Annotated in this window: 13 protein-coding genes; 4 read left to right on the forward strand and 9 right to left on the reverse strand. The window is 68.3% G+C overall.

What is annotated here, in order from left to right; translation table 11 throughout:
• Positions 1 to 108 precede the first annotated feature (108 nt).
• From LOK46_RS30485 to LOK46_RS30505, 5 genes are all read right to left on the reverse strand, one after another.
• Positions 109 to 1,593: an amidase gene (locus LOK46_RS30485; RefSeq protein WP_273565084.1), complete on the reverse strand. Its 1,485-nt coding sequence runs from the start codon at positions 1,591 to 1,593 to the stop codon at positions 109 to 111.
• A complete protein-coding gene (locus LOK46_RS30490) occupies positions 1,590 to 2,375 on the reverse strand; it encodes an ABC transporter permease (protein WP_273565085.1) in 786 nt (261 codons plus the stop codon). The genes LOK46_RS30485 and LOK46_RS30490 overlap by 4 nt, the downstream gene beginning before the upstream one ends.
• Positions 2,372 to 3,166 carry an ABC transporter ATP-binding protein gene (locus LOK46_RS30495; protein WP_273565086.1) on the reverse strand — a complete coding sequence of 265 codons (795 nt, stop codon included), beginning with the start codon at positions 3,164 to 3,166 and terminating at the stop codon, positions 2,372 to 2,374. Before LOK46_RS30495 ends, LOK46_RS30490 begins: the two co-directional genes overlap by 4 nt.
• The gene (locus LOK46_RS30500) at positions 3,163 to 4,269 is read right to left on the reverse strand and encodes an ABC transporter substrate-binding protein (protein ID WP_273565087.1); all 1,107 of its coding nucleotides are present in this window, start codon (positions 4,267 to 4,269) and stop codon (positions 3,163 to 3,165) included. Before LOK46_RS30500 ends, LOK46_RS30495 begins: the two co-directional genes overlap by 4 nt.
• Positions 4,270 to 4,505: 236 nt before the next feature.
• Positions 4,506 to 4,709, reverse strand: a complete 204-nt coding sequence (locus LOK46_RS30505) for a hypothetical protein (RefSeq protein ID WP_273565088.1) — start codon at positions 4,707 to 4,709, stop codon at positions 4,506 to 4,508.
• A gap of 555 nt (positions 4,710 to 5,264) precedes the next feature.
• Between LOK46_RS30505 and LOK46_RS30510 the strand changes: the two genes are divergently transcribed.
• Genes LOK46_RS30510 through LOK46_RS30525 form a run of 4 tightly spaced genes read left to right on the forward strand, consistent with a single transcriptional unit; the run spans position 5,265 to position 10,372 of the window.
• Positions 5,265 to 6,887: an ABC transporter substrate-binding protein gene (locus LOK46_RS30510; RefSeq protein WP_273565089.1), complete on the forward strand. Its 1,623-nt coding sequence runs from the start codon at positions 5,265 to 5,267 to the stop codon at positions 6,885 to 6,887.
• Between the two features lie 4 nt (positions 6,888 to 6,891).
• Positions 6,892 to 7,824, forward strand: a complete 933-nt coding sequence (locus LOK46_RS30515; protein ID WP_273565090.1) for an ABC transporter permease — start codon at positions 6,892 to 6,894, stop codon at positions 7,822 to 7,824.
• A complete protein-coding gene (locus LOK46_RS30520) occupies positions 7,821 to 8,738 on the forward strand; it encodes an ABC transporter permease (protein WP_273565091.1) in 918 nt (305 codons plus the stop codon). The genes LOK46_RS30515 and LOK46_RS30520 overlap by 4 nt, the downstream gene beginning before the upstream one ends.
• A complete protein-coding gene (locus tag LOK46_RS30525) occupies positions 8,735 to 10,372 on the forward strand; it encodes an ATP-binding cassette domain-containing protein (RefSeq protein WP_273565092.1) in 1,638 nt (545 codons plus the stop codon). Before LOK46_RS30520 ends, LOK46_RS30525 begins: the two co-directional genes overlap by 4 nt.
• Before the next feature lie 1,295 nt (positions 10,373 to 11,667).
• Here LOK46_RS30525 and LOK46_RS30540 read toward each other — a convergent pair.
• The 4 genes from LOK46_RS30540 to LOK46_RS30555 form a co-directional block, all read right to left on the reverse strand.
• The gene (locus LOK46_RS30540; RefSeq protein WP_273565095.1) at positions 11,668 to 13,296 is read right to left on the reverse strand and encodes an ABC transporter ATP-binding protein; all 1,629 of its coding nucleotides are present in this window, start codon (positions 13,294 to 13,296) and stop codon (positions 11,668 to 11,670) included.
• Positions 13,297 to 13,439: 143 nt separating this feature from the next.
• On the reverse strand, positions 13,440 to 14,303 hold the full coding sequence (locus LOK46_RS30545) for an ABC transporter permease (RefSeq protein ID WP_273565096.1): 864 nt from the start codon (positions 14,301 to 14,303) through the stop codon (positions 13,440 to 13,442).
• Position 14,304: 1 nt separating this feature from the next.
• Positions 14,305 to 15,306 (reverse strand): ABC transporter permease, encoded by a 1,002-nt coding sequence (locus tag LOK46_RS30550; protein WP_273565097.1) that lies wholly within the window; start codon positions 15,304 to 15,306, stop codon positions 14,305 to 14,307.
• Positions 15,303 to 16,925 (reverse strand): ABC transporter substrate-binding protein, encoded by a 1,623-nt coding sequence (locus tag LOK46_RS30555; RefSeq protein WP_273565098.1) that lies wholly within the window; start codon positions 16,923 to 16,925, stop codon positions 15,303 to 15,305. Before LOK46_RS30555 ends, LOK46_RS30550 begins: the two co-directional genes overlap by 4 nt.
• Positions 16,926 to 16,944: the final 19 nt, after the last annotated feature.

A 16,944-nucleotide genomic window follows, 5' to 3' on the forward strand; every position in this document is an offset into this window, starting at 1 on the left:
GCGAGGCCGAAGAGTGGCCTCCCATATCGTCGCTCGATCAGCGCCAGCGGACGCCAGCGCCGCTTCTTGGACGCCCGCACGGGTCGTCGGCAACGTGATCTTGCTCGCTCACCGATCGGCCGACGGTGCGAACCGCCGAGGTGGCACGAACGGCTGCAGACGCTCGATCTCCGCGGCAAACGCGAGTGTCGTCCGATCCTCGAGATACGGCCCGATCACCTGAATCCCGATGGGCAGGTGAGCGTCGTAGCCGATCGGAACCGCCGTCGCAGGCAGGGACGGCAGCGTCGCCAGCCCGGCCCAGAAGAGCTGGTCGTTGTAGTCGACCGCGTGTCCGTTGATCTGCAGGACGCGCTCCTCGCGGGGTCGGGCCTCGTCGATCGGGAAAGCGGCGCAAACGGTGGCGGGAGCGAGAAGCACGTCGTAGCGCTCGAAGAACGTCGCCCAGTCCCGCTTCAGCGCGGCGCGCCGCTCTTCCGCCAGGATCCAGTCGCGATGGCGCTGCGCATGCGCCTGGGCCATCCGCGTGACGTACGGCGTCGCGTTCGAACCCGGTTCGGTGAGGCGGTGAACGGCATCTTCGAAGACTGCCTCCGGGAGGCGGGCCGAAGCCGATCCACGCAGGAGTTGAAGATACGTCGCGTGGTGCGCGACGTGATCCTCGAACGGGAGCGCATCCGCCGTGACGTTGACTCCCAGGCTCTTCAGGCGCTCGACCAACGCTCTGATCCCCACTTGGACCGGCTCGTCCACTTCGGCGACAGGCGAGTTCGTCACGTAGGCGACGCGGAAGTCGGCCAAGCGCGTCGCGCGTGGCGGCGGGAGATCCAGACGCCAGGCCTTGGCGTTCGGTCCCGCCGGTCTTGCAATGACGTCGAGCGCGCGCTCGAGATCGGCGACGGTCCGAGCGAGTGGACCGCTCACAACCAGATCGTTGTCGAGGAGACTCTCCCCGCGCTCGTTGCCGGAGACGGGGACGATGCCGGGTGTCGGCTTGTGGCCGTAGACGCCGCAGAAATGAGCCGGAAAGCGAATGGAGCCGCCCGCGTCGCTCCCGATTTCCAGGGGGACGAGACCTGCGGCGAGCGCCGCGCTCGAGCCGCCGGACGAGCCACCCGGGGTCCGGTCGAGATCCCAGGGATTGCGCGTCGTCCCGTAAATCGCGTTGTAGCTCTGCCAGTCGAGCGCGTTGATCGGAACGTTGGTCTTGCCGAAGATGATCGCGCCGGCCGCCCGAAGCCGCTCTACGATGACGGCACTCCGCGTCGGGACGAAGCCCGCCTGGGCGGGATCGCCGTAGGTTGTCGGCCATCCGGCGACGTTGTTCGTCTCCTTCACGGTCATCGGTAGCCCGTGAAGCGCTCCCCAGCTCTCGCCGCGGGCCGACGCCGCATCGGCCCGGTCGGCACGTTCGCGCGCCGCTGGAAGATCGGTGAAGACGATCGCGTTGATCTCGGGATTGAGGCGGTGCACGCGGTCGAGGGTGAACTCGAGCAGGGCGCGGGCCGTGAACTCGCGGGCTTCCAGTCGCCGTACCAGCTCGGTTGCCGAGGCGAAGGCGAGCGCGTCCGGCAGCTTGACGTCCAGGCTCATGCGCGTTCCCCCCTTGCCGATTGACCGGTCGACTGTTCCCAGAACACGATGCGCCGCTGGGCGAGGCGCACGAGCGCGCTCCCGACGATGCCGAAGCCGGCCAGCATCAGGACGCCCGCGAACATCGTGGACACGTTCATGTTCACAGTCGCGGAGCCGATCAGGTAACCGACGCCCTTCTCGGCGGCGACGAACTCGCCGACGATCGCCCCGATGAGCGCCAGCACGATCCCGATCTCGAGGCCGGCGAAGATCGCACCGGCGGCGGCCGGGAGCTTGACGTGCAGAAAGATCCACCAGGGCGGCCGGGAGAACGACCGGGCCATGTCGATCAGTTCGGGGTCGGTCCGACGAATACCCGCGATCGTGTTCACGAGAAGCGGGAAGAAGCAGATCAGTGCGACGAGTACGACTTTGGAGGCGAGGCCGAAGCCGAACCAGACGAGGATCAACGGCGCGAGTGCCACCTTCGGCATCGCCTGGATCGCCACGATGTAGGGGAAGACGAAGCGCTCGAAAGCCCGGCTTTCGGCGACGAGGATGCCGGCGGCCACGGCCGCGACCGATCCGACGCCGTAGCCGAGGAGCGTCGAGGTCAGGGTGAACTGGATGTGCGGCGCATACTCGCCACTGGCGAGCCCGGCCCACAAGGCTCTGCCGACCGAGAGCGGGTCCGGCAGGAGATAGCTCGGGAGCCCTCCCGATCTGGTCGCGTAGGCCCAGACCGCCAGCACCAGGACCAGCGTGATCAGCGGCGGGACGACGCTGCGCAGGATCGTCATGCGGCCAGGATCCCGTGGCGGGCTGCCGTGTCGAAGAGCCGGCGAAGCTCGAGCGCGAGCGCGCCGAAGCGCGGCTCGCTGATCGTCTCGAGGGTGCGTGGACGGGGGAGGGGAACCGGCATGTCGGCGAGGATGCGGCCCGGCCGCCCGGCGAGCACGACGACCCGGTCGGCCAGGAACAGCGCCTCGGGGATGGAGTGGGTGACGAAGAGCGCCGTGCGGCGCTCCTCCATCCAGAGCCGCTGCAACTCCAGGGAGAGATGCTCCCGGGTCATCGCGTCGAGGGCCGAGAAGGGCTCGTCGAGCAGCAGCAGGCGCGGATCGTGCAGAAGCATCCGGGCCAGGCCGACCCGCTGCGCCATTCCGCCGGAGAGCTGACCTGGATAGAGGCTCGCACTGTCAGACAGGCCGACGGTTGCCAGCAAGGCGTCGGCGCGCGCGACTTCGCGGGCGGCGGCCGCGCGCGCGAAGCCGGCCGGTAGGAGGACGTTGTCCCGCACCGTCCGCCAGGGCAGGAGCTTCGGCTTCTGGAACACCGTCCCGACGTCGCGCCGCGGACCGGTTACCGGCGTGTCGTCGATCCGGATGGTCCCCCCTAGGGGGGTGACGAGGCCGGACAGGAGCTTCAGCACCGTCGACTTGCCGCCGCCCGACGGTCCGAGAATGGCGACGAATGCGCCGTGCTGCACCGAGAGCGACAGGTCCTGCAGGATCGGCGCTCCGGTCGATCCGCCATAGGCGAACCGGACGGCGTCGATGCGGACGTGCTCGGAAGCCGGCAAGGCCGTCATCGAAGCGCCCGCGCCTGTGCCTCGAGGGCGGCCCGGTCGAACCGCGCGAAGCCCGGCACGAGTGCGTTCGAGAAATAGGCCTCCAGGGGCAAGTCGGCCGTCGCGAACTCGCCGTACCGATGCATCTCGCGGACATACGCGCCGATGCGCGTCAGATCGAACGCACCGGGCACGCGTGCGGCCCCGGCCTCGTCGCGCATGATGGGCTCGATCCACCGCCGAAGCAGCCGTGCACTCGCGTCCAGGGCCTTTTCGCGGTCCGACTGGGGCGCCATGGACGGGCTTCGACGCCAGAACGCTTCGACGCACGCCTCGGGATTGGCGTCACAGACGATCAGGGCCTTCGTCCAAGCCCGACCGAAGCGCTCGAGAAGCGCCGGATCCTGCTCGAGCGTCGATCGGTGAGCGAGGAAGCCGTTGACGACCATGCTTCGGAAGACCGGCGGGTAGTCCAGCCGACGCGCCGGGATGCCCTGATCCTCCATGATGTCGATCCAGGTGCTGTTGAAGTTGAGAGCCTGGACACGATCCTCCCGGAGGGCGTGAAAGCCGGCGCCGAGCACCCCGGCGGCTACGATGCTGACGTCCCGCCCGGGCTCCAAGCCGACCGAGCGCATGAGGGCGCGTGTCTGTGGGATCGTGCCCCAGGTCAGCGCGCCGACGCCGATCCGCTTGCCTTTCAGGTCGGCGAGGCTGCGAATGTCGGAGTCTGCCCGGACGGCGAGTTCGAGCGTGTTGCGCGGCCCTGCATTGTAGAAGTACGCGACCGGGAGCGGCGGTTCGGCGGGCTTGTGAGAGGCGAGCAGCGTTTCGGGCAGAGGCAACGCGACCGTGATGGTCTTCTGCAGCAATTGCGGCAGTAGCGCGCCTGCACCGGGAAGGACGACGTACTCGACCTGCAGATTCTCCTGTTTGAAGAAGCCGAGCTCTTCGGCGACTGCCTGAACGCCGCCGTCGGTCACCGTCGATGGGATAGCGAGGCCGACTTTAACGCGGTCCTGCGCATGGGCAAATGGTGGAAGGTAGAAGCTGAGCGCGACGATCCCCGCCAGCAGGCCGAGGAGCTGCCGTGCGGCGAGACGAGTCCGGAATCGTGGTTTCACAAGCGGGAATACCTGCGACGGCTACGAATTTCAATCTGTATATACGAAATACAGTTCGACAGATGGGGAAATTATTTCCAATTAGGTCCGTTTTATCGACTCATATGTCCTATTTTTGAGCGCTGAATGAGAGCCGATCTCGCGCCGAGTGCCGCAAGCAGCGATGGCTGCTCCGCGTACTCGCGTGTGGCGCGTCGGACAGCCTGCGAACGGCACGTCGGCGACGGCGCGTCGCTTCAGGCGGAGAGCGAGCCGTCATGGGCCGCCGCCGAGCGGGTTGGGGGCCGCTTCAGTCCGCGCTCGTCGAGCAGGGTCGTGCCCGCGTAGGCTCGTCGGAGCGGGCCACGGTGCTGAAGGATCGACACCGCCAGATCCACGATCGTCTCCGGCACGGCCGGCATCAGCTCGAAGCCGTCCACCATGCCGGACCGAAACGCCACCTCGGAGGCGTCGGCGATCGCCTCCGGTCTCCAGCCGACGATGCGGTGGCCGACGCAGCCCGGCGCCCGTAGCGGCTGGGACGCGGCCAGCCCTTTCGCCAGCCGAGCGCAGAGGTGCCGAGCAACGGTCCAAGGCTGGTCTCCGGCCGGAGGGGCGGCGGAGCCGACAGCAGGTCGTCGAAATCGAGCCGCACGGGATTGATCCGCAGCGCCCGGGCGAGCCGCGCGAGGCCTCACTCTGTCGCCTCGGGGTCCAGAACTGGTCCTGTCGCCGCGGGAAAGGGTACGGGCCGCAAACGAAATATCCTGGCCGCGTGGCCGATGTAGCATTTCGATCTCTGAATCGGGCCGGCGACGCGCAAGAGAATACAAAATAATGGCAGCGCAGTGAAAGTAGGACTTTCCGCGTTGCCAAACGCGAGCCGTAGCCCCTAAGTTTCCGTGCAAGTCAAGGCGCGCAGCTCTCATTGACAGTATCGGGATTGATACCTTCGCGATTTATGCCCGAGTCGGGCGAGTAATCCGCTGCGCTTGAACGTATTTCGGTGATCATGCATGCGGAAGATCTTTCATCGCAGTCTGGCGGCGGCGGCCTGCGCGGTTTGGCTGGTCGGGCCAGCACGTGCGGCCTCTCCCGACGCGCCCCCCAAATCCGGTGGCACCATCACCTGGGGTGTCGCGACCGAGCCGAGCTGCTTCGATCCGCATCGCTCCTCCCAGCAGGCAGCCTTCTTCGTCGCCCGGAACTACATCGATTCCCTGGTGGCCAAGCGGGCGGACGGGAGCTTCGCCCCCTGGCTCGCCACGCAGTGGTCGATCGCGCCGGACGGCCTGACCTACACCTTCACGCTCCGCGAAGGCGTGACCTTCCATGACGGCGAGCGGCTCGACGCCGAGGCGGTGAAGGCGAACTTCGACTTCGTGAAGAAGCCCGAGAACGCCGCGAATGCCGCCGCTCTGCTCGATCGGTACGCGCGGGCCGAGATCGTCGCCCCGCACGTGGTTCGGCTGGTCCTCGCCCGCCCGGATTCGAGCTTCCTGGAATCCGTCTCCAACGTGAAGCTCGGGATCATCTCACCGAAGGCTCTGGCCAGCGGCGATCTCTGCGGCGGCGGCCCCGCGCTCGCCGGCACGGGCCCCTTCGTGTTCGCGGAGTATGTCCGCGGCCAGTCGGCGCGGTTTACCCGCAACGCGACCTATACGTCGCCACCCGGCTACGCCGCCCACTCAGGTCCGGCCCATCTCGACGGCTTGACCATCCGCTTCCTGCCGGAGGCGGCCGTGCGGGCCGGCGCCCTTGCCTCGGGACAGGTTGACGTCATCGAGGGCGTGCAACCGACGGATGCCCCGCTCTTCGCCGACCAGCCGGACTTCACGCTTCTCAAAGGGCCGCTCGGCGCCGGCACGGCCTTCACCCTCAACGTCAACTACACTCGCGCGCCCGCCGACGATGTCCGGGTGCGGCGCGCCCTGCGCGACGGTTTCGACCCTGAACCGATCGTGCGCCAAGTCTATCTCGGCACGGTTCCGCGCGCGTGGTCGATCATCGGCCCGGACAACCCGGCCTTCAACCCCGCGCTCGTCGGCGCCTGGGGCCGCGACGTCGCCGGCGCCAACCGTCTGCTCGACGAGGCCGGCTGGACAGGGCGCGACTTTGCCGGCTTCCGGACCCGCGACGGCAAGCGCTTGACGCTCGAGGTGGGCTACCCGCAGCCCTACGTGCGCGACAACCGCGAAGTGCTGATCCAGGGCATCCAGTCGGCCCTGCGCAAGAACATCGGCCTCGACCTCGATCTGCGCATCGTCACGGCCGGCGAGTACGCCAAGGGCAACGCCACCGGGACTTGGTCAATCTACCCGAATACCGACAATCCCTCGGACGCCGCTCGCGAACTCTGGGACATGCTTGGCACGAAGGGCTTTCTCTATACCAACATCGCGCATTCCGACCCGGAGATAACCGGCCTGGTCGACGAGGCGCTCGCGGCCACGGATGCCGCGCGCAAGCGCGCGCTGACCGACCGGATCCAGGCGCTCGGCATCGACAAGGCGTACATCGTCCCGCTCTTCGCGCCGAGCTGGTTTCTGGCCGCCCGCAAGGGCGTCGAGGGCCTCGGCTTCGAGGCCGGCCTCGACTCGCCTGCGAACGCCTACGACGTCTGGCTCGCCGGGGAGTAGGTCGATGGCGGCGCGCTCCATCACCGTCCGCATCCTGAGCCGTCTCGCCACGAGCTTCGTGGTCGCCTGGGCGAGCGTCACCGCGACCTTCGTCGCGCTGCACGCCCTGCCGGGCCGGATCGAGGACATCCTCGCGGGCGATGTCGATTTCCCGGGACTGCGCGAGGCGATCGCCGCCGAGTGGGGTCTGAACCGGAGCCTGCCGACCCAGTACACCGACTTCCTGCTCCGGATCGCCCAGGGCGATTTCGGCACCTCCTACGTGCTGCGCCGGCCGGTCATCGAAGTCGTCGGCTCGCAGCTGCGGCCGACCGTCGAGCTCGCACTCGCGGGGGGGCTGCTGGCCGTCGTGCTGGCGGCCGGGCTCGCCCTCGCGACGGCCGGACGGGGGCGCATCGCCCGCGGCCTCGCCTCGAGCCTCGAACTCGTCGCCGCCTCCACGCCAGTGTTCTGGCTCGGCATCCTTCTGCTGATGGCGTTCTCGTTCTCCCTGCGCTGGTTCCCGGTGGCGGGCGCCAAGAGCTGGAACGCCCTCGTGCTGCCGGCCATCGCCCTCGCCCTGCCGACGGCCGGGCTCCTGGCCCAGGTCCTGCGCGAGGCGATGGAGAAGGCCCTCGATCAGCCCTTCGTCACCACGGTCCGGGCCCGCGGCGTCGGTGAGACCGCGATCCGGACCCGCCACGTGCTGCGCCACGCCCTGCTCCCGGCCGTGACCCTCGGGGGCTGGCTGATCGGCGGCCTGCTCGGCGGCGCCGTGATCACCGAGAAGGTGTTCGGCCGGCCGGGGCTCGGCACGGTGACGCTCGGGGCGGTCCTGACCCACGACGTACCGGTGGTGCTGGCGGTGGTGCTGCTCGCCGCGCTCATCCACGTCGCCGCCTCGACGCTCCTCGACATCCTCTACCTCCTGATCGATCCGAGGCTCAGGGCCGCATGACCGCCTCCCCGCACCCCGCGCCTGCCACGGTCGCGCTCTCCACCGAAGATCTCATGGGGGCCACGGTCGGCGCTCCGGCCGCGACGACGCGCGCGACCCTTTCCGGGCAGCGTCATCCACCGCGCTTCACTCTGGCGATCGGATTCCTCGTCCTGCTGGCGCTCGTCGCCCTGGGGCCGCGCTTTTTCACCGGCTACGATCCCCTCGCCGGAGACGTATCCGAGACCCTGCAGGCGCCGAGCTGGGTCCATCCCTTCGGCACGGACCGCCTCGGGCGCGACGTGCTCGCCCGGACCCTCTACGGCACGCGCTACTCGCTCCTGATCGGGCTGGCCGGCATGGCGGTCAGTGCCGCCGCGGGCGTGCTTCTCGGCGTCCTGGCGGGATTGCGCAGCCGCTTGCTGGACGAGACGGTTTCGCGCCTCTTCGACGTGCTCTCGTCCTTTCCGGGCGTGCTGCTCGCCATGCTGGTCGTCACCTTCCTGGGGCAGGGTATGGCCAACATCGCCCTCGCGGTCGGCATCGCCGGCATCCCGAAGTTCGGCCGGGTCGTGCGCGCGCAGACGCAGCTCGTGCGCGACGCCGACTACGTGACCCACGCGACGATCTACGGGCTCGGGCGCCTCCAGGTCTTCCTGCGCCACGTTCTGCCGAACGTGTTGGTCGCGGTCCCGGTGATCGCCACCATCTACATCGGCAACACCATCCTGGTCGTGTCGGGCCTCAGCTTCCTGGGCCTGGGACCCCAGCCGCCGACGCCGGAATGGGGCGTGATGCTCGCCGAGAGCCGCGACGTGCTGCGGGTGGCGTGGTGGCCCGGCGTCTTCCCGGGGCTCGCGATCACACTGACGGTGATCGCCTTCAGCATCGTCGGGGGCGTTCTTCAGAAGCGCTTCGAGGGACGTCTCGCATGATCGCGCTCCGCGAACCGCTCGTCGACGTCCGTGGGCTGTCGATCGCTTTCCCGGCCCATGGGGATGAACCCGTGGTCGAGGGCATCGACCTCGCCGTTCATCCGGGCGAATGCGTCGCCTTGGTCGGCGAGTCCGGATCGGGCAAGAGCGTCACGGCGCGCAGCCTCCTGAACCTCGCGGGCGACGGGGCCCGGGTCGAGGCCGCGCGTTTCCGGATCCGCGATCGGGATGCGCGTCGCTTCCGCGAGGCCGAATGGCGCCGTCTGCGCGGCACCTTCACGGGTCTCGTGATGCAGGACGCGCTAGTCTCGCTGGATCCCCTGCGGACGGTCGGCCAGGAGGTCGGCGAGGTGCTCACCGAGCACCGTCTGGTCTCGGGCCGGGCCGCGCTGACAGACCGCGTCCACGCGACGCTCGCGAAGGTCGGCATGCCGCGGCCGGCCGACCGGGCCCGGCAATTCGCCCATCAGCTCTCCGGCGGGCTCCGGCAGCGGGCTCTGATCGCCGCCGCCATCGCGGCCGAGCCGGACCTGATCGTCGCGGACGAGCCGACGACGGCGCTGGACCCCGGTATCCAGAGCCAAGTGCTCGCAGTCCTGGCCGACCGGGTTCGCGAGGGGGCGGGCCTCCTTCTGATCAGCCACGATTTGGCTCTCGTGGCGCGGATCGCCCACCGGGTGATCGTGATGCGGGGCGGCCGCATCGTCGATGCCGGCCCGACCCGGGATGTCCTGGAGCAGCCACGGCATCTCTACACGCGCCAGCTTCTGGCCGCGATCCCGTCCACCGCCTCGCGGGGCCGTCGCCTCGCCTCGGCACGGCTTTCAACCGGGCGCGGCTTAGCCGCGATCACGCGCGACCCGCTTCCGCCGCGGGTGACCGTCGAGCCGCGCGCCGTGCTCGAGGTGCGCAACATCGCGAAGTCCTACGCACTGCGTGCTTCGACCGGCGGGACCACCGCATTCACCGCGCTCGAAGGGGTCAGCTTCACGGCGCGGGCCGGCGAGGTGCTGGGGATCATCGGCGCTTCGGGCTCCGGCAAGTCGACCTGCGCCAAGATCATCCTGGGCCTGATAGAGCCGGATGCGGGCGAGGTTCGGCTGCTTGGCGAGCGCTGGTCGGGGATCCCCGAGGCGCGCCGACGCCGCCTGCGTCGGCAGCTTCAGTACATCCCGCAAGATCCCCTCAGCAGCTTCGATCCCCGCTACAGGGTCGAGGACATCATTGCCGAGAATCTCCCGGTTCGCGGCAAGGAGGCTCGGCGCGCGCGCCTGAGCGCCCTCATCGACCAAGTCGGTCTCGGAGCCGGCGTCCTCGATCGCCATCCTCGCGGATTGTCCGGCGGTCAGCGCCAGCGGGTAGCGATCGCCCGGGCACTGGCCGCCGAGCCCGCGATGATCGTTTGCGACGAGCCGGTCTCGGCCCTCGACATCGGGATCCAGGCGCAGATCCTCGATCTCCTGGCCGACCTTCAGGGCCGTCTCGGGACCGCGCTCGTATTCATCTCCCACGATTGGGGCGTGATCCAGCATCTCGCCGACCGGGTGCTCGTGTTCCAGGACGGCCGGATCGTCGATCGGGGCGACGTAGCGGACGTCTTCGGCCGCGGAACCTCGAAGATCGGGCTGCCCTGATCGGGGGCGGCGAGGCGGCCCAAAACCGTCAGCGCGGGCATGAAGCCTTGCGGTTCTGCAAGGAGGCCCAGTCTACAACGCGTGCCGGCGTCGGAAATGCTTCGCGGCCTTCGTTCGCCCCTTCGATCGCACCGCCCCCTGCGTCGATCGAGCGGGATCGACCGCGGGAGTGCCGCCCGGGGCGCCCAAACGGCGCTCCTGGCCGCCGAGTGGTCCTCCTGCCTGGGAACCGGAGCGATTGTACGGCGAGTTGCCCTGCGCCAGGACAGGCGCTGTCAGCAGCGCACACATCAGGGCGGTCGATAGAGCGATCTTCATGGTCGGGTTGCTCCTGGCTGAAAATTGACTTTGTTCCCACCGATGAGATTTGGTCTTGTCTGGACCATTCGAGCCGTGAGTGACGTCCGACGCGAATGTGGCGACACATCATGTGTCACGTCAGCTGAGCGACCGGAGTCTCGTCGCGCGGCTTCGGGCCAATTATTTTCGCACCTCCAGAGTGCACCTTCGGGTTTCTGGCAGGCGGCGCGTCGGTAAATTCTGCACCTGGAGAGCGAGGTGAGGAGCGAGGTCGACCATGGCCAGCACGCTTCCATCCAGCATCGGGAACGGGATCGTCGGCTCGACAGGCGCGGCCTTGCGAGCCGCGATTGCGGATCCGGCGGCCATTGCGCGGACGAGTCGGGTGAGAAGATGCCTCACGGTCACGCCGACCGAGCACGGTTGCCTGCAGACGCCGGCGCCTGATCGAGGTCGGCGAGATGGCCGTCGCTGTGCTCCAGCCCGATCGAGAAACGGACATAGCCTTCCAGGGAGCCCGATGCCCTTGGAACGTCGGCACCAAGTCGCGAATGCGTCGGGCCCGCCGGACAGATCGCGAGGCCGCGCGCCTCATCGATATCGACCGCGGGGCGTGACAATACAGGGATTGCCACGGACTCTGTCGCCGGGTCAGCGCGCCAGTCCGCGCGCGGCGCGAAGATTCTCGGGCTCGCCATCGACAAATCTTGGCTCGGCACCGGCAACCTCTGTACGCGTGACGGGCGGAAGATCCAACAACTCTTTGTGAGCATGGTCCAGCAGTTACAAGCAATCGTCAATGGAAGTTTGTGTCATTTTTTATATCAACGATCGCAATATCGTCTTCAGTGCTCGGTAGACACGAGACGAAGTTTCTTTGAATCTGTGACAGGCGAGGTCGCCGTCGGAATCGACCGCGTGCAGATCGAACAATCTCCGCATCCTGGACGGCGAGCTTGTAATCGGGCCCGGAAAATCCGGCCGTTTCGTCGGATTCACTCAGCCGCGGCGGAACGCGCGGCGACGCCGGATCGGAGCGACTGGCCTGGCACGGCGTCGAGAAGTGCCCGCGTGTAGGCGTGCTGCGGCGCGCGGAATAGATCAACCGTCCGCTGTAGCTCGACGATCCGTCCTCCGTGCATGACGGCGATGCGATCGCACATCTGAGCCGCCACGCGCAGGTCGTGGGTCACGAACAGGATCGCGAGACCAAGTCGCTTCTGCAGATCCTGCAAGAGGGCGAGTATCTGAGCCTGGACGGATACGTCGAGCGCCGAGACGGGCTCATCCGCCACGAGGATCTCCGGTCGAAGTGCGAGCGCCCGGGCGATGCCGATGCGCTGGCGCTGACCGCCCGAGAACTCGTGGGGGTAGCGCTCCGCGACGCCGGGCTCGAGGCCGACGAGCCCGAGCAGGACCCGCGCATCGTCGAGCGCCCGGCGTCTCGACAGACCTTGGGCGATCGGCCCTTCGGCGATGATCTGGCCGACGCGTCGGCGCGGGTTGAGGGATGCGAACGGGTCCTGGAAGACCATCTGAATGCGCGGGCGCAGCGGCCGGAGCTGGCGTTGGGTCAAGGTACTGATCAAAGCTTCGCCGATCGTGATCGCTCCGGTATCCGGTTGGATCAGCCGCATGACGCACCGGCCGACTGTCGACTTGCCCGACCCGGATTCACCCACGAGCCCGAGCGTCTCGCCGCGACGGATGTCGAAGGAGACACTCTCGATCGCCTTCACTTCGCGACGTCGCAGGAAGCCCCGGCCGCGATATGTCTTCGAGAGGCCCTCGACGAGAAGTGCGGGCGTCCCGGCGAGATCTTTCGGCACCGGCGGGACCAGCGAGGGAACCGCCGCGAGCAGGCGTCTCGTGTAATCGTGTCGCGGATCGCGGAGCACCTGCGTCGCCGGTCCCTGCTCGACAAGGATCCCGTGCTGGAGCACGGCCACGCGATCCGCGATCTCCGACACCACACCGAAATCGTGCGTGATGAAGAGCACCGCCGTACCGTGTTTCCTCCGCAACGCATCGAGCAGCCGGAGGATCTGCGCCTGCGTGGTGACGTCGAGGGCGGTGGTCGGCTCGTCCGCGATGATGAGCTTCGGTTCGAGGGCCAGCGCCATCGCGATCATGACGCGCTGACGCTGGCCGCCCGACAATTCGTGAGGATAGGCCCGGGCGATCGCGGCTGGATCGGGCATACCGACCTCGGCGACCAGCGCGAGAGTACGCGCGACGCGCCGTCCGGCATCGAGCGCCCCGTGGGCTTGGAAGGCCTCGGCGATCTGATCGCCGATCCGCATCACTGGATTGAGCGAGGTCATCGGCTCCTGGAAGATGGTGCCAATCTCCCGGCCCCTCACTCCGCGCAGGGCGCGCTCCGACAGCCCGAGCAGATCGCGTCCGGCGAGGCGGATCGCTCCGCCGGTGGGACGCACAGCCTTGGGCAGCAGGCCGATGGTCGCGAGCGCGGTCAGCGACTTCCCCGACCCGGATTCGCCGATGACGCAGAGCGTCTCGCCGGCGTCGATATGGAGCGACACGCTTCTGATCGCGAAGGGCCTGTCGGATCCGGGCGGCAGCGCGAGGCTCAGCGCGTCGATCTCGAGGACGGGGCCGGGCATCGATGTCCCTTGTCTCTGTGCGCGGGTCGCTGAAGCGCGCGGCCCTGATCGAGCCAAACGACCGCCTGTCGGAGCCGGGATGATGCCGTCTCCGGGCTCGGCCCGATGAAGCTGTTCCGCGGCATCCATGTCGCCCGACCGCGCTATCGCCGGATGTCGAGAAGGTCGTTGAGGCCGTCGCCCAGCAGGTTGAGCCCGAGCACCGCGGCGACGATCGCGAGACCCGGCAGCGTGGCGATGTACCAGTCGGTCCGCAGCACTTCGCGGCCGGCTCCGACCATGCCGCCCCAGCTCGCCACGTTCGGGTCACCGAGACCGAGGAAGGCGAGGCTCGACTCCGTCAAGATGGCGCTGGCGATCAGGATCGAGGCCGAGACGATCACCGGCGCCAGCGCGTTCGGCAGAACTTCCAGCAGGAGGATGCGCCCGTGCGACGCACCGACCGAGATCGAGGCCTGGACGAAGTCGCCGTTGCGAAGCCGCAGGACCTCCGCGCGCACCAGCCGAGCGAGGCTCGGCCAGGCGGTCAGGCCGATCGCGATCACGATCGTCGCCACGGAAGGCCGAAGGATCGCCACGATGGCGAGAGCGAACAGGAAGGGCGGGATCGTCTGGACGAGTTCTGTGACGCGCATCAGTGCCCAATCGATCCGCCCGCCGTAGAACCCAGCCACCGCGCCGAACGTGACCCCGATCGTGAGCGACACCAGGGTCGCGACCCATCCGATGAGAAGAGAGATCCGCGCCCCGTGCAGGATGCCGGCCGCGATATCGCGTCCCAGCATGTCAGTGCCGAGCGGATACGCGGGATCCGTTCCGGGCCAGATGAAGGGCGACGCCACCATGTCGAGCGGATCGCCCGGATAGAGGACCGGCGCGGCGGCCGCGCCGGACAGGATCAGCACGAGGATGAGGCCGCCTACGAGGGCCGAGGCGTTGACGCGCCGCCGCGTCCTCGGGCGAGCCGGCCCCGTTCTGGCGGCGGGCAATGTCGAGATCGTCGTCATCTCAGTCAATCTCCACCCGCGGATCGAGGGCACCGTAGGTGAGATCGACCGCAATGTTCACGACGACCACCAAGATCGAGCTCGCGAGAAGAATGCCGAGGAGGAGATTGAGGTCGCGCTGGAACAGGGCCTCGAATGCGAGCCGGCCGAGTCCCGGCCAGGAAAACACGGTCTCGACCAGGATCGCCCCGCCCAGGATGGAGCCGAGCTGCATTCCGAGCATCGTGACGAGTGGCAGGAGCGCGTTGCGGAGCACGTGCCGCACCGCGATGCGACCCGGCGAGACGCCCTTCGCGACAGCCGTGCGGACGAAATCCTGGCCGTAGACCTGAAGCATCGAGGCGCGCGTCAGGCGCGTGTAGATGGCGAGGTGGAACAGGCCGAGCGTCACCGCCGGGAGAACCAGGTGCCGCGCGACGTCGAGCGCGTAGGCGGTGCCGCGATAGCCGGCCTCGATCGTCGCCATGCCGCCGACCGGCAGCCAGTCGAGCCAGACGGAGAAGACGACGATCAGCATCACGCCGATCCAGAACACGGGGGTCGCGTAGAATAGCAGGGCGATCACCGAGATGATCGTGTCGGTCGGGCCGCCGGCGCGACGGGCCGCCAGGAAGCCGAGCGTTGCGCCGACGATCACCGCGAAGGCGATGCTCGCTCCCATCAGCAGCGCCGTGGCGGGCAGACGGTCGAGGATCAGCCGGGACACGGGCATGCCCTGGCGGAAGGAGTAGCCCAGGTTCAGCGTCAGGACGTTGCCGAGATACTTGCCCAGCTGGACATAGAGGGGCTGATCGAGCCCGAATTGATGGCGCAGCGCCGCCATGAATTCGGGCGTCGCGGCGCCGGCCTCGCCGGCCAGCACGTCCGCGGCATCGCCCGGCGCGAGGCGCAGCAGGAAGAAGTTCACGACCGCGATGCCGACCACGATGAAGGCGATCTGGCCGAGCCGGCGTGCCCAGCGCGCACCGGGCGCAAGCCTCCGGAAGAGCCCGCCGGCGCTCATTGGCTCTTGACCGGCTCGTCGAGCCACGCCTCCGTGAGCGGGCCGAAGATCTGGTCCCCGCGCGTCACGGCGTTGCGCAGCCTGGCCGCGTAGACGTTGAAGAACTTGAGCTCGACCAAGGGCAGGGTCGGCAATTCGGTCTGCGCGATCACCTGGAACCGCTTCCAGGCCGCGACGCGCCTCGCGGGATCCGGCTCGGTCTCGACGGCCTTGAAGATCGCGTCGACCTCGTGGTTCCGGAAGCCGGATCCATTGGTCCAGGGGATGTTCCGACCGACGAACTCGGAGCTGTAGAGCCGCGCGACGCCGAGCTGCGGGTCCGGGAAGGCGGACGCCCACGAACTCGAGAGGTCGAAGTCGCGCTCCCCGTAGACGCGCCGGGTGAAGGCGGCCGTATCCTGACCGCGGAGGGTGACCTCGATGCCGACCCGCTTCAGCGCCGCCTTCACGAACTCGCCCGTGCGCCGGTAATCCTCGCCGTAGGGCAGGTAATCGTGCACGATCGCGAAGCGGATGCCGTCCGGGCCCCGCTTCAGGCCGGCCTCGTCGAGCAGGGCCTCGGCCCGCTTCGGGTCGAAGGGATAGAGCGGCACGTCGGGATTGTGGAACGGCCGCAGGCTCGACGCGACGGGCGAGATCGCCGCCGTGCCGAAACCGAACCAGACAACCTTGATCAGCGCGTCGCGGTCGATGGCGTGCGCAACCGCCCGGCGAACGCGGACGTCCCGGAACGCCTCCGATTGGACGTTGAAATCCAGGTAGAGCCACGGGGTCAGCCACGCGTATCCGGCCGTGCCCACCCTGATGGTCGGCAGCTTCGCCAGACGATCCGCGTCGCGGAGCGGGATCGGGCTGAGCGGTGCGTAGTGGATCTCGCCCTTCTCGAGTGCGGCGGCCCGGGCCGCACCGTCTGGCATGACCCTGAAGACGATCCTGTCGAGATAGGGCTTGCCCGCATCCCAGTAATGCGGGTTGCGTTCCAGCAGGATATGGCTGCCCTTCACCCATTCCTTGAACACAAACGGGCCGGTCCCGACAGGCTTCTGGTTGTAGGGATTGGTGAGGACGTTGGTGCCCTCGTAGAGATGCTTCGGCAGGATCTGAGCGCCATTGCCGTTCAGCAGACCGAACAGGGCGACCGAGGGCTCCGCCAGGTGGAAGACGACCGTGTGCGGGTCGGGCGTCTCGGCGCGGGTGATGTTCCGGAACAGGGCGGGATTGCGCGGGTTCAGCGGCTTCCAGACGTTCTCCAGCGACCACGCGACATCCGCGGCGGTGAAGGGCTGGCCGTCATGCCACGTCACGCCTCGGCGCAGGTGAAGCGTGACGGTGCGGCCATCGGGGCTGATCTCCCAACGCGTCGCCAGCTCCGGCTGCGGCTTCAGGTCGAGGTCGTACTTGATCAGCCCGTCGAAGATGTTGCCGCCGACGATGCCGGTCGGCGCCGAGGAGAGGACGGCCGCCGTGAGCGCGACGGGCTCGGGCTGGATGATCGCGTTGAGCGTGCCGCCGCGGCGAGGCTCCTCGGCGGCCTGGGCGGAACCGGGCTGCCGGAATCCTGCCGCGAGGACGAGAGTGGACAGCGCGACCGCCGATCCGAAGCTGCGTCGGGAGATCATGGGCACGGTCCGATCGCGG

This window comes from Methylobacterium sp. NMS14P (assembly GCF_028583545.1).
Taxonomy (GTDB): Bacteria; Pseudomonadota; Alphaproteobacteria; order Rhizobiales; family Beijerinckiaceae; genus Methylobacterium.

Coding starts and splice junctions, on each gene's coding strand:
- LOK46_RS30485 (WP_273565084.1), bottom strand. CDS start 1,593: ATGAGCCTGGACGTCAAGCTGCCGGACGCGCTCGCCTTCGCCTCGGCA.
- LOK46_RS30490 (WP_273565085.1), bottom strand. CDS start 2,375: ATGACGATCCTGCGCAGCGTCGTCCCGCCGCTGATCACGCTGGTCCTG.
- LOK46_RS30495 (WP_273565086.1), bottom strand. CDS start 3,166: ATGACGGCCTTGCCGGCTTCCGAGCACGTCCGCATCGACGCCGTCCGG.
- LOK46_RS30510 (WP_273565089.1), top strand. CDS start 5,265: ATGCGGAAGATCTTTCATCGCAGTCTGGCGGCGGCGGCCTGCGCGGTT.
- LOK46_RS30515 (WP_273565090.1), top strand. CDS start 6,892: ATGGCGGCGCGCTCCATCACCGTCCGCATCCTGAGCCGTCTCGCCACG.
- LOK46_RS30520 (WP_273565091.1), top strand. CDS start 7,821: ATGACCGCCTCCCCGCACCCCGCGCCTGCCACGGTCGCGCTCTCCACC.
- LOK46_RS30525 (WP_273565092.1), top strand. CDS start 8,735: ATGATCGCGCTCCGCGAACCGCTCGTCGACGTCCGTGGGCTGTCGATC.
- LOK46_RS30540 (WP_273565095.1), bottom strand. CDS start 13,296: ATGCCCGGCCCCGTCCTCGAGATCGACGCGCTGAGCCTCGCGCTGCCG.
- LOK46_RS30545 (WP_273565096.1), bottom strand. CDS start 14,303: ATGACGACGATCTCGACATTGCCCGCCGCCAGAACGGGGCCGGCTCGC.
- LOK46_RS30550 (WP_273565097.1), bottom strand. CDS start 15,306: ATGAGCGCCGGCGGGCTCTTCCGGAGGCTTGCGCCCGGTGCGCGCTGG.
- LOK46_RS30555 (WP_273565098.1), bottom strand. CDS start 16,925: ATGATCTCCCGACGCAGCTTCGGATCGGCGGTCGCGCTGTCCACTCTC.